At 62.1% G+C, this 12,417-nt stretch carries 11 protein-coding genes; 6 read left to right on the top strand and 5 right to left on the bottom strand.

All coding sequences use genetic code 11. From position 1 onward, the window contains the following. Nucleotides 1-6: 6 nt before the first annotated feature. The gene (locus SR3_RS08225) at nt 7-2,229 is read right to left on the bottom strand and encodes a TonB-dependent receptor (RefSeq protein WP_084455204.1); all 2,223 of its coding nucleotides are present in this window, start codon (nt 2,227-2,229) and stop codon (nt 7-9) included. Nucleotides 2,230-2,659: 430 nt separating this feature from the next. Between SR3_RS08225 and SR3_RS08230 the strand changes: the two genes are divergently transcribed. Continuing rightward, nucleotides 2,660-3,385 (top strand): superoxide dismutase, encoded by a 726-nt coding sequence (locus SR3_RS08230; protein ID WP_068083564.1) that lies wholly within the window; start codon nt 2,660-2,662, stop codon nt 3,383-3,385. A gap of 479 nt (nt 3,386-3,864) precedes the next feature. Beyond that, nucleotides 3,865-4,053, top strand: coding sequence for a YgaP family membrane protein (locus SR3_RS08235; RefSeq protein WP_068083567.1), 189 nt, complete (start codon nt 3,865-3,867; stop codon nt 4,051-4,053). A gap of 9 nt (nt 4,054-4,062) precedes the next feature. Here the strand turns inward: SR3_RS08235 and SR3_RS08240 are convergent, their stop codons facing one another. From SR3_RS08240 to SR3_RS08255, 4 genes are read right to left on the bottom strand one after another with little or no spacing between them, the layout of a single operon-like run. Then, nucleotides 4,063-4,416 (bottom strand): ArsR/SmtB family transcription factor, encoded by a 354-nt coding sequence (locus SR3_RS08240; RefSeq protein WP_068083570.1) that lies wholly within the window; start codon nt 4,414-4,416, stop codon nt 4,063-4,065. Further along, complete coding sequence (locus SR3_RS08245) at nt 4,413-7,625, bottom strand: efflux RND transporter permease subunit (RefSeq protein WP_068083572.1); 3,213 nt, start codon at nt 7,623-7,625, stop codon at nt 4,413-4,415. The genes SR3_RS08240 and SR3_RS08245 overlap by 4 nt, the downstream gene beginning before the upstream one ends. Then, nucleotides 7,622-8,623: an efflux RND transporter periplasmic adaptor subunit gene (locus tag SR3_RS08250; protein WP_157098713.1), complete on the bottom strand. Its 1,002-nt coding sequence runs from the start codon at nt 8,621-8,623 to the stop codon at nt 7,622-7,624. Before SR3_RS08250 ends, SR3_RS08245 begins: the two co-directional genes overlap by 4 nt. A 30-nt stretch (nt 8,624-8,653) precedes the next feature. Then, complete coding sequence (locus SR3_RS08255; protein WP_068083573.1) at nt 8,654-8,992, bottom strand: rhodanese-like domain-containing protein; 339 nt, start codon at nt 8,990-8,992, stop codon at nt 8,654-8,656. 148 nt (nt 8,993-9,140) lie between these two features. On the opposite strand from SR3_RS08255, the gene SR3_RS08260 reads away from it, so the two are divergent. The 4 genes from SR3_RS08260 to SR3_RS08275 all read left to right on the top strand — a co-directional run bounded on the left by SR3_RS08260 (nt 9,141) and on the right by SR3_RS08275 (nt 12,349). After that, nucleotides 9,141-10,436 carry an NAD(P)/FAD-dependent oxidoreductase gene (locus SR3_RS08260; protein WP_068083574.1) on the top strand — a complete coding sequence of 432 codons (1,296 nt, stop codon included), beginning with the start codon at nt 9,141-9,143 and terminating at the stop codon, nt 10,434-10,436. Further along, the gene (locus tag SR3_RS08265; RefSeq protein ID WP_068083813.1) at nt 10,436-10,639 is read left to right on the top strand and encodes a YgaP family membrane protein; all 204 of its coding nucleotides are present in this window, start codon (nt 10,436-10,438) and stop codon (nt 10,637-10,639) included. The genes SR3_RS08260 and SR3_RS08265 overlap by 1 nt, the downstream gene beginning before the upstream one ends. 11 nt (nt 10,640-10,650) lie before the next feature. Continuing rightward, entirely contained in the window at nt 10,651-11,919 is a 1,269-nt protein-coding gene (locus SR3_RS08270) for a TolC family protein (RefSeq protein ID WP_068083815.1), read from the top strand. 82 nt (nt 11,920-12,001) lie between these two features. After that, complete coding sequence (locus tag SR3_RS08275) at nt 12,002-12,349, top strand: carboxymuconolactone decarboxylase family protein (RefSeq protein ID WP_068083576.1); 348 nt, start codon at nt 12,002-12,004, stop codon at nt 12,347-12,349. The last annotated feature ends 68 nt before the right edge of the window (nt 12,350-12,417 follow it).

The raw sequence follows: 12,417 nt of genomic DNA on the forward strand, positions 1-12,417 counted from the left end.
GTATAATTATTTAATTTTCAATTCGAGAGTAGCAAACACGCTACGACCTGCATTCGTCCAGTACAAAGGGGTTCCCGCCCCAACCGTGTAACCAGCAAGATTGATAATTTTGGTGCTGTTCGTTACGTTCTGGATGTTCAGTTTGAGTTTGGCGCCATACGCTTTTCGCACAAGCCGATCGAGATCAAGACCGAGTGAGATATCGGCGGTTGCATAGGCTCCCAAATACTGCGTATCGCCAGTATCCCCATAGCGGGCCCCAACCCATTTAGCCAGAATCGATGCATAAAGACCATTATGGCTGTAGATCAGCCCTCCAGCTGCGGTGCCCTTCGGCGCATTGGGAACCCAGGTATTCGTCGCAGTGCTGAGAGCCGAATTAATCGATCCGTTAACATAAGCGCTGAAGCCTTTGCCCAAGGGCACGGTCGCTTCGCCCTCAATGCCTCGGTAATGCACGCCTCCAAGGTTCCCATATATTGGCAAACCACCGACACTGCCAATCGAGGCAATCAGATTCGAGAAGTCGATCATATAAGCGTCGAGCGCTAATGAGAGGCCATTCTTCTGCCAGGTGGTGCCGATCTGGTAGTTCCAGGTCGTTTCCGGCTGGTAGTTTGTCGAGGCTGGATTCGAATAGTTAAAATAATTCTCGTTGGGTGCCAGGAAGCCCTTGGCCACCTGCGCATAGGTCGACCAGTGGGGATTGATCTCATATCGGCCTTCAAAGCTGGGCAGCCAGGAATGGAAGGTATTGCTGTAATCAGCCGAGGCGGGGTATTTTACATTGACGATCGCGTTCACATCGCGCTGAAACCAGGAATAGCGGACGCCGGGTGTCAGCGTCAGGCCGGAAAGTGGTTTGACATTCACTTGCAGATAGGGCTGCAAAGTCTGCAAGGTTTGATGCAGGTCCCGGTCGATGCCGTTGATGGCCCCGGTACCCGGGTCGCCAGTTGCGCTGTTGCCACTATCATCCAGATTAGCCATCAATCCATTGGACATGATGACTTCGTTTAGATGACGATAATTGGTCTGATGATCGTACCACAGACCGCTTTGGATATCCCCGAAGGGCATCTTCTTCGTTAGACGGGTGATAGTGCCGATCGATCGATAATCATTAACAAGCAACTGTCCGGGGACGCCTGAAATTTGCGGTCCTCCTGATACTGTCACCACCTGATTGGGATATTCACCATTAGGATCTTCTCCGTTCAGGCCCGTGTGGATATAGGCATACGAATAGATCTTGCTGTCGATGGACCAGCCATCACCCCAACTACCTGCGAGATCGCCATATTCGAAATTTGTCTTGATGAAATCAGCATTATATCCATAGTAATTCTGGTTTGTCGGATCGTTCGAGAGACCAAAATTCGGCCCAGACTGCGCAAGCTGAGCCTGAGTCGCGCCCAGTGAAATGTTCTGGTGGACGTGATTGTACATTCCCACGACCGTGAAGGTAAAATTGCCGCCGATCGGCTGAACCAGCTTGCCATAGATGTTCTGCCGCCGCTGACGCTCCCAGGTGAGATAGCCATCTGAACTGAGCGTTTCGGCATCAACGAAGATGCGCGTGCCCGAACTGTTGAGCTTGCCCGTGTTCAGTTCAACGCCCGCATCGAAAGTGTTGAAACTGCCATAGGACACATAGGGGCTGACACTAAACGTGTCCTCGGGCGCCTTGGACAGCGTGTAGACGGTGCCGCCGAACGTGGCATTGCCGATGGTCGCGGCCGTGCCGGGGCCGCGGTCGACGGTGATCTGCCCCAGGTCATGGGCCATGAAATAGCTGGTGGTGTGATGGGTGAAATCATTCGCGTCGCCCCAGGGAATGCCGTCGAACGTGACGTTGAACTGGCCGTCCTGGAACCCACGGATCGAAATGTTCTGGCTTTCCGCAAGGCCTGGCCCGTTCGGCGCCGTGTCAAACACTGAAGGACTGAACTTGATCGCTTCGTCATAATTGCCCGAGGGTGGAAGGTTTTTTGCGATGAAATCGGCCGAGATGATCGAGGTTGGCTGTACAGCAGTCAGCGGGGTGATGCCTGGTGCGATTGTCTGAGCGTCATTATGGCCATTGACCACAATGGTCTCTTGCGGAACCGTCTGCGCAAGGGCCGCCATCGGCACCATCAAGGCCACCGGAATCAGGCTGATTGTTGCTGCCGACGCAAGCAGTCGAACAGGCGCGGGGGAACGCCCACGCAGAGTGCTGTATGACATGTCAGTAAAGGCTCCCTGGACTATATTCAGGGCGCCACTATGGAATTTATATTTCACTTATGAGGCAAGGGCATCCCTTCACATAATCGCTCAATGGAAAAACACGCACTAACAGGCACTTGGAAATTACATTAAATTATCCCAACATTCTCTCCGTCAGAGGAAGAAGCGCAAAGACGTAGCTGCCGACGATAAATGGCGGCCTCAACCTGGGCTCTTCACCGCAAGCCCCCCCCTTACCGGATCTCCGACAGAGATTTCGCAAGGGTTTGAGGTGAGGACATCTCTGCACCATGACGTCTTGGGTAGGTGGTTTACAAAAGCCTCCGCAACGTACGATGCGCACGAGGTGCATGTCGATCACGATCGCTCCAAATGTCGGCCCTGAGGCAGGCATTTCGAAACCACACGGGACAGGAAAGCTTTGCACATGCCTATCAAGTCACGTCGCGCCGTATTGCAAGCAATGGCGGCCGCGGGAAGCGTCATGCTCGATCTAAGCCCATGCAAAGCAACCGAAGCCGTGCCGGCAATCGACCGGTCCCCTCTTTCACAGCCCGCACTTCCCTTCGCCGTGAATGCGCTGGAGCCATTTATCTCGGCCCGCACGATCGGCCTTCACTTCAACAAGCATCATGCTTCGTATTTCGCGAAGCTTAGCGCGCTCGTTGCGGGAACTCCGCAGGCGCAGGATCCACTGGAGGATATCATCCTTGCAAGTGCCGGTCAGCCGAGCAAGCACGCCATCTTTGAGAATGCGGCACAGGCCTGGAATCACAACCTCTATTGGCAAAGCCTGAGCCCCACAGCGACCAGCCCTTCAGCAAGGCTGGCAGGCGCCATAAAACGTGATTTTGGCAACCATGACGCCTTGCTCGACGAATTGGCGAAGGTGACGGCTGGAGAATTTGGCAGCGGTTGGGGCTGGCTTGTGCTCGAAAATGGCAAGTTGCGCGTGACAGCCACGTCCAATGCAGGCAATCCGATGATGGACAACCAGATCCCTCTTCTTGTCATCGATGTCTGGGAACACGCCTATTATCTGGACGTGCAGAACCGACGCAGCGACTATGTCAACGCTGTGACCCGTTCCCTTCTCAATTGGAGGACGGCATCTCTCCGGTTTGAGCACGCCGAAGGCGATTGGCGCCTCTAAGAGAGCAACCGAGATCGCGACTTGCGATCTTGCAGCATGAAGCATGTGTGGCCGTCTGATGCTTCCCGCGCAGTCTGTCCGACAGAGAAGGCATGCCAAGATATTGATCCCGTGCGACGACGCGCGCAACAGGCATCCGGACCGGCGCCTTGCCTCGATTCTCACCGGGGTTACCAATTGATCACCCGGTGCGCGGTGAAGGCTGTAACGGTTAACCTGCGCGACCCGACGCAGAACTATGCCTGCACGCCGGGACGATTGACTTCGTCCTGCTGAACCGGGTTTTGAGAATTATTCTCGATCGGTCGCGGGCGGAGCTGGCGATCACGATGGATGCCTAGCCACCATTCTCCGTAGCCATCGTCCCCTGCGTCTTCCGGCACTGGCCGAGGCGAAGAAGATCTCGCTAAACTGATCTACATCACAGACCCGATCGCTCGCCGCTTCTACCCTTCTGCCATCAAAAAAGGAGATGGACGATGCGCAATGAAAACGGCTTCGACCGCCTGGTCAGAATCATCCTTGGCATCTTGGTGGTTTCGCTTGTCTTTGTCGGCCCAAAAACACCATTGGGCTGGATCGGCCTGATACCGCTGATCACCGGGCTGATCGGCTTCTGCCCCGCCTACACACTTTTCGGGATCAGCACCTGCCGCAAGCGCCGCTAGGGCGAAGGTTCAAGAATGGTCCGCAGCCGCCACGGCACCGGCCGCCGGCTGCTGTAGCCCGTGCACCTCGCAGAGATCACAGAGCGCGTGGATCACCCCTGAGACAATCGGGTCCTTCAACCGGTACCAGCGCACATTGGCGTCGATCCGCACCTCCACAACATCCTCGGCCCGCAGGATGCCCAGATGCTGCGATACGGCCGACTGCTTGAGGCCAGTGAGCGCCACCAGCTCGTTGACGCTCACCTCGCCCTCGTCCATCCGGCACATCATCAGCAGGCGCTCGGCGTTGCTCATCGCCTTGAGGCGCTGGGACATGAAGGCCGCATTGGCCTTGAGCTCGGTGAGATCCGTCGGTTTCATCGTGACTCCGCAGATAGTGCCATCCCGTCATCGCGCAAGACCACATAGATCGCCGGAATGACCAGCAGGGTGAGCAGCGTGGAGGACGCGAGACCAAAGAGCAGCGAGATGGCCAGCCCCTGAAAGATCGGATCGGTCAGGATCACACTGGCACCGATCATGGCCGCCGCCGCTGTCAGGGCAATGGGCTTCACGCGGATGCGCCCCGCCTCGATCAGCACCTGACGCAGGGGCTTGCCCGGCGTGGCGGTGTGGCGGATGAAATCGACCAGCAGGATCGAATTGCGCACGATGATGCCCGCCAGCGCGATGAAACCGATCATGCTGGTGGCCGTGAAGGGCGCGCCAAACAGCATATGGCCCAGCACGATGCCGATCAGCGTAAGTGGCACGGGTGTCAGGATCACCAGCGGAAGTTTGAAACTGCCGAACTGCCCCACCACCAGCACATAGATCGCCAGCAGCGCCACCATGAAGGCCCCGCCCATATCGCGGAAGGTCACCCAGGTGATCTCCCATTCGCCATCCCACAGGATCGAGGGGCGGCTTTCATCCTGCGGCTGGCCGTGCATCAGGATCTGGGGCTTCACCATGCCGTGGCCCGCCCAGTCATAAGCCTCCACGGCCTTGTCCACCGCCATCAGCCCATAGATCGGCGCTTCATACCGACCCGCCATATCGGCCATCACCATCGCAGCTCCGCGCCCATCGCGACGGAAGATCGTCTGACCGCCTGTCTCCCGTCGAAAGTCCACCAGTTCGCCCAGCCCAAGCAACTGGCCAGCGGGGGTGGCTGCGACCGGCGTCGCCGCCAGCACCCCACTCGCCTGGCGCTGGCTCTGGTCCAGTCCGATCTCGACCGGCAGCGGATCACGCCCCGGCCCTTGGGGCACATAGGTCAGCACCTGCCTGCCCATCAGCGCGCCGATCGAATCGAGCACCTGCCCCTCGCCAATGCCATAGTGGTCGAGTTTATCGCGGTCGGGCACCAGCCGCAGCGTCGGGCGCGGCAGACCGAAGGAATTGCCGGTATCGACAATGAAGGGCACCGATTTGAAAATTTGCTCCAGCACCAGTGCGGTCCTTTGCCGCGTGGCCTCATCAGGCCCATAGACCTCGGCCAGCAGAGTGGCCAGCACGGGCGGGCCGGGCGGGGTTTCCACCACCTTGATGACACCGCCCGCAGGCAGCGCCATGCCACGCAGACGCTGGCGGAGATCCACCGCGATGGCATGGCTCGACCGGTTGCGATCGCCCTTGGGGGCCAGAGTGACTATCACATCGCCCATCTCCGGCTGGGCGCGCAGGAAATAGTGCCGGACCAGACCGTTGAAGTTGAAGGGCGCCGCCGTGCCAGCATAGGCCTCCATGGCGGTCACCTCGGGGATCTGGCGGGCGATGGCGGCAGCCTGCTCGGCCACACGGCCGGTCTGCTCCAACGACGTGCCCGCCGGCATATCGATCACAAGCTGCACCTCGCTCTTGTTGTCGAAGGGCAGCAGCTTGACCGTCACCGCCTTGAAATAGAACATCGAGCAGGCAACCAGCGTGGCCACGCCCACGCCGATCAGGAAGCGCCGTGCGCTGGCCCGGGTAGCGATGACGCGTGCGGCATAGCGGGCATAGATAGCACCCAGCTTGCCGCCATCCTCGCCATCATGGCCATGGCTGAGCGTTGCCCGCGCAAAGCGCACCATCAGCCAGGGCGCGATCACCACCGCCACGAAGAAGGAAAACACCATGGCCGCCGAGGCATTGATCGGAATGGGCGCCATATAGGGGCCCATCAGGCCCGAGACGAACAACATCGGCAACAGGGCAGCCACCACCGTCAGGGTGGCGATGATGGTGGGGTTGCCCACTTCAGCGACGGCCTCGATGGCGGCCTGTTGTCGACTGCGACCATCCTTCATGCCCCAATGACGCGCGATGTTCTCGATCATCACGATCGCATCATCCACCAGAATACCGATCGAGAAGATCAGCGCGAAGAGGCTGACCCGGTTGATCGAAAAGCCCATGATGCGACTGGCGAACATGGTGAGCATGATGGTGGTGGGAATGACGATGGCCGTCACCCCCGCCTCGCGCCAACCGATGGCAAAGCCGATGAGGATGACGATCGAGACGGTGGCCAGCGCCAGATGGAAAATCAGTTCATTGGCCTTGTCATTGGCGCTCTCGCCATAATCGCGGGTGACGTTGACGGCCACGCTGGCCGGGATCAATCCGCCCTTGAGCCCCTGCACCCGCGCCACCACCGCCTGCGAGACATCCACCGCATTGGCCCCGTTGCGCTTGGCAATAGCGATGGAGACAGCCGGCGCCATGGACCAACCGCCATTCTTCCCGGCACCGTCCCGCGCCCAGCGCCAGCTGTGCGCCTGATCCTGCGCCCCGCCCTGCTCAACACGCGCCACATCGCCCAGCAGCACCGGCGCCCCGCTTGCCGAACGCACCGTCAAACGGCGCAGCGCATCGGCGCTCTGCAAAGGCGCCCCGGCCATCACGGCCAGAGCCTGCCCATCTTCACGGACGGTACCCGCCGGGAAGGAACGCCCGGCCTGACGCACAGCCTCCATCACGCTGGAGAGCGGCACGCGCGCGGCGGCCAGCTTTGCCGGATCGGGAATGATGCGGATGGCATCGCGCTGGCCGCCGGTGATGAAGGTGAGCCCCACATCATCCACCTTGGCGACCTCGGTGCGCAGCTTGCCCGCCAGCGTGTAAAGACTGCGCTCGTCCCAGCCCGGCCCTTTGGGGGTCAGTGTCAGCACCAGGATCGGTACGTCCGAAATGCCGCGCACCGTAATCTGCGGGGGCTGCACGCCCGCCGGGATCTTGTCGATGTTGGCCTTGATCCTCTCGTCGACGCGGGTGGCTGCGGCCTCCGGATCCTGCCCCACGTTGAAGCGGGCCGTCACCATCACGCCATTGTCCTGCGCCTGGGTGTAGACATGCTCCACCCCGTCGATCGACTTGACAATCTGTTCCAGCGGCTTGCCGGCCAGCTCCACGCTGTCCGCCGCCGAAAGCCCCGGCGCGGCAACGCGGATATCGACCATCGGCACCTTGATCTGCGGCTCTTCCTCGCGCGGAATGGTGATTGTCGCGATCAAGCCGACCAGAATCGCCGCCAGCAGAAACAGCGGTGTCAGCGGCGAGGCGATCGTCGCGCGGGTGATGCGGCCCGAGATGCCCAGTTTCATTGCGCCCCCCCGACGAGCACATCTCCGGCCGACACGCCGGAAAGCAGTTCAACCTTGCCATCCGTGGCAGGGGCCGTCTGGACCGGGACGGTGCTCGCGGTCCCGTCCTTGCCCACCACCTCGACATAATCGAGGCCATAGCGCGCCGTGACAAAGCCGCGCGGCACGACGAGTCCGCGATGGGTGCCAGCCGCCAGACTGGCGGCGATACGCCGACCGATCAGTGCGGCATCGAGACCGGCCATGGCGACATCGGCACTGACCTGTCCGCCCTGCACCGCGGGATAGATCCGCGTGACATGACCCTCTCCGGTCATGCCCTCGACGCGGACACTTGCGCCGGTCCGTACCTTGGCCGCGAGAGCCTCGGGCAGATCGAGGCGCAGCACCACCGGGCCGGAGGTGACAGCGGCCACCACCATGCCGGGCGCCACCGGCGAGCCGGCGGGCACATCGGCGCGCAGCACGCGGCCATTGGCCGGAGCGACCACCAGCCCGTTGCCAGCCACGGCACGCACCGCCGATTGCTGCGCCCGCGCCGCCGCGATCTGGGCCTGCGCCGAACGCGCCCCTGCCTCGGCCTGATCGAGCCGGGCCTGCGCATAGACGCCATTGGCCGTGAGGAATTTCACCCGCGCCAGTTCAGCCCCGGCCTGCTGGGCCTGAGCGGCAGCGGCGGAGGCCTGCGCGCCATAGGCATCAGCCTGATACGCCAACTGGTTGTCGGTGATGCGACCGATCACCTGCCCCTTGCGAACGCTATCGCCTGCGCGCACCGACAGGCTGGTGAGCACACCGGGGATCCGCGCGATGACTTGAGCCTGATCCTGTGTGGTCACTTCTGCGGAGACACTTTGCCAATCAGTCGTCTCAATGGCCGCGAGCGTCAAACGCGGTCCCGCGACCATGCCAGGTGCCTGCTGGGGCGCCTCCTCCTTGCCGCAAGCTGCCAGCGGCAACGCCAGCATCACGATCAGCCCCAGGTCCTTGCGCATCATTCCCTCCCGTCCTTACGGCTTTTCAGCAACTCAGCGCGCGACCGGCAGTCCAGCCGCGACCCAGGCACCGAAACCACCGAACAGATGCGTGTCGACCGCCGATCCGACTGCCGCGCAGCGGTCAAGCGCCATGCCCGAACGCTTGCCGCCCTGACAGTTGAGCACCACCACCTTGCCCGGATGAGCTGGCAGGGCGGCAGGGAGAAACGTCGAGAGTGGCATGTTGATCGCACCGGGAATGTGCCCGGCGGCAAACTCGTCCGGCTCCCGCACATCAACGATCACGACCTGATTCGCCGTGATCATGCCGTGGAGCGAGCTTGCCCCGATTTCGTGATGTTTTCTTGTCTTTCCAATGCCGAAGATCATGAGACGCCTCCCTGCGATACCCGAGCGCACCGCCTTAAAATCACCACTTGCTTATATTGTATTTTACGAATATTCGTCAAGAGTGTTTCAGGCAGGCGAAGCGACTCAAGATGGACCTGCCACGCATCATCGAAAGGGAGAGCAACCAATGTCCTTGCCGCGCATCGTCATCCTGGGTGCAGGGCTTGGCGGCACCATTGCCGCCTATGAAATCCGCGATGCCACCAAGGGCCGGGCCGAGGTTACGGTGGTCTCCGACAGCGAGGACTACTGGTTCGTGCCGTCCAATCCCTGGGTGGCCGTGCGCTGGCGGCAGGCCGATGCCATCCGCGTTCACTTGCCGCCGGTCATGCGCAGGAAGGGGATCGGCTTTACCAGCGTGGGATGCGCGCGCGTGCATCCGACGGAAAACCGGCTGGACCTGGCCGATGGCTCCAGCCTCACCTACGACTATCTGGTGATCGCCACCGGTCCGGATCTGGCCTTTGACGAGGTGAGCGGCCTTGGCCCGGATGGTCACACGGTGTCGGTGTGCCGCACCGACCATGCCACCCATGCCGCCGACCTGTTCGATGCCTTCTGCCAGGATCCGCGTCCCATCGTCGTGGGCGCGGCACAGGGGGCCTCCTGCTTTGGCCCGGCCTATGAATTCGCGCTGATCCTCGACACCGAACTGCGCCGCCGCAAGATCCGCGACGCGGTGCCCATGACCTTCGTGACGCCCGAGCCCTACATCGGCCATCTGGGCCTGGACGGCGTGGGCGATACGAAGGGCTTGCTCGAAAGCGAGATGCGCAATCGCCACATCAAATGGGTGACCAATGCGCGCATCACCGCCGTCGAGGCCGGCATGATGCATGTGGAGGAACTGGACGAGGACGCCAAGGTCAAGAAGGCGCATGACCTGCCCTTTGGCTATTCGATGATCCTGCCCGCCTTCCGCGGCATCAAGGCCGTGCATGGCATCGAGGGGCTGACCAACCCGCGCGGCTTCATCCTGGCGGACAAGCACCAGCGCAATCCCAACTTCCGCAACGTCTATTCGCTTGGGGTGTGCGTTGCCATTCCACCCATTGGCCCGACACCGGTACCCGTTGGCGTGCCCAAGACCGGCTTCATGATCGAAAGCATGGTGACCGCCGTTGCGCACAATCTCGCGGCCCAGATCAAGGGGCGCGAGCCCAATGAGATCCCTTCATGGAACGCGGTGTGTCTGGCTGATTTCGGCGATGGCGGCGTTGCTTTCGTAGCCCAGCCGCAACTGCCTCCCCGCAACGTCAACTGGTCCTCGCAGGGCAAGTGGGTGCACATGGCCAAGGTCGGTTTCGAGAAATACTTCCTGCGCAAGGTGCGCACCGGCACCAGCGAGCCGCTTTACGAGAAGCTCGCGCTTCAGATGCTCGGCATCAACAAGCTCAAGCAAACTCAAAAGGGAGAGGCATGATGACGCTCGATACAGCCGTGATGCGTTTTGCCGGCAGCGTGGTGCTGGGCAGCGCGCTGGCCGCCCATTTCATCCACCCGGCCTGGATCTACCTCACGATGTTCGCCGGGGCCAACATGATCCAGGCGAGCTTCACCGGCTTTTGCCCCGCCGCCATGGTGTTCAAGGCGCTGGGCGCCCGGCCCGGCTGCACCTTCGAATAAGGATGGGTGTGATGCGCGTGCCTGTCAGCCTTCTGATCTGTGCTCTGCCCCTGTGCTTGCCCGCTGCCACGGCGCAGGCGCAGGATCTGGCCACCACGCTTGCCGATGCACTGGCCCATGCCCCCGTGCTGGCCGAGGCGCAGGCGGATAATGCAGCGGCGCGTGCCCGTTTCGATGCCGCCAGGGCACAGGGTCATCCACTGGTGGCTGTGGAGGGAGAGATCGGTACCGGGCGCATCGACAATGGCGGCTTCTTCGGTTTCACCGCCCAGAACACCACCCCGCTGGCCCTCAAGGCCGGGGCTGAGATGCCGCTCTATGCCGGCGGCAGGGTGGCAGCCGCCATCGACCAGGCACGCGGCGGGATGGATGTTGCCCAACTGGGCCTGGTCGATGCCCGCGCCCGCATCATGGTGGGCGCGGTGGCAGCCTATGCAGAGGTGCTGACCGCGCGAAGGATCGAGGCACGTTACGACCAGCTGCTGGGCGAACTCACCGAGGTCGAGCGGCAGGCAGGCCTGCGTTTCAAGAGCGGCGAGATCCCCGCCTCCGACCTTGCCAGCGCCACCGCGCGCCGGGCCGAGGGCCAAGCCGGTCTCGCGCAGGCGCAAGGCCGCCGGATCACCGCCGAGGCGCAATACCGCCGCCTGACCGGTCATGACGCGGGCGCTTTATCCCCCCTGCCCTCGCCTCCACCCACCCCGCCCACGCTGGAGGAAGCGATCGACGGGGCGCATCAGAACAACCCAGCTCTGGCGCAAGCGGAAAAGGGCGTCGACATCGCCCGCGCCGGCGTGCGCGCCGCCAAGGCAGAAAGCCTGCCCACCATTGGCGCCTATGCCGAGGCGACCCGCACCCGCGACCAGTTCTTCCCCGATTACCGCGCCGATGCGGTCTCTGTCGGAATTCGCGGCCACTGGACACTATGGGCGGGTGGGCGCACCTCGGCCAAGATTCACGAGGCGGACGCCAATGTGGACGGCAGCGAGGCACGCGCCCGCGACGCGCGCGACCAGATCGATACGGCGGTGATCTCCGCATGGACCGGCCTGTCCACCGCGCGGCGCATGGCCGAGGCGACCCAGGCCCGCAGCGCCGCGGCAGACGAAGCCCTGCGCTCGACACGGCTGGAGGCCAAGGTGGGGGCCAAACCTACCTTGGCGGTGCTTGATGCCGAGCGCGAAGCCGTGACCGCGCAGGCCGCACACATTGAGGCGGAGGGCCAAAGCCTTGTTGCCGCATGGCAGCTCGATGCGCTGGTCGGCGCGCTTGATCGCTGAACGCGCTTAACCGTGATCTGGTTCAGCCGTCGGTCCCGCAGCCTGGGGTCGGCGGCTTTTTTTTTCTGGAAGGAGATAAAGCATGAACAAGGACTGGCCACAGATGACCAGGGATCTGTCCGGCGCGATCAAGGAGGTCCGTCTGGGCGCGCCCGAGGTGATGAAGGCCTTTTCCGCCATGGCCAGTGCGGCCACCAGCGAAGGCACGCTCGATACACGTACCAAGGAGCTGATCGCGCTGGCTATTGCCGTGGCGATCCGATGCGATGGCTGTGTCGCCTTTCACGCCAAGGCGGCGGTTGAGCAGGGGGCCAGTCGGCAGGAGGTCATGGAGACCATGGGCATGGCGCTCTACATGGGCGCGGGGCCGAGCCTGATGTATGCGGCCCAGGCGGTTGAGGCCTATGACCAGTTCGCCGCGCAGGGCTGAACGCGCCTTATCCGTCCTGCAACAAAACCCCCACAGCTCCGCTCATGGATCTGTGGGGGTTTTGCGAT

Source organism: Novosphingobium rosa NBRC 15208 (assembly GCF_001598555.1).
In the GTDB taxonomy this organism is placed as follows: domain Bacteria; phylum Pseudomonadota; class Alphaproteobacteria; order Sphingomonadales; family Sphingomonadaceae; genus Novosphingobium; species Novosphingobium rosa.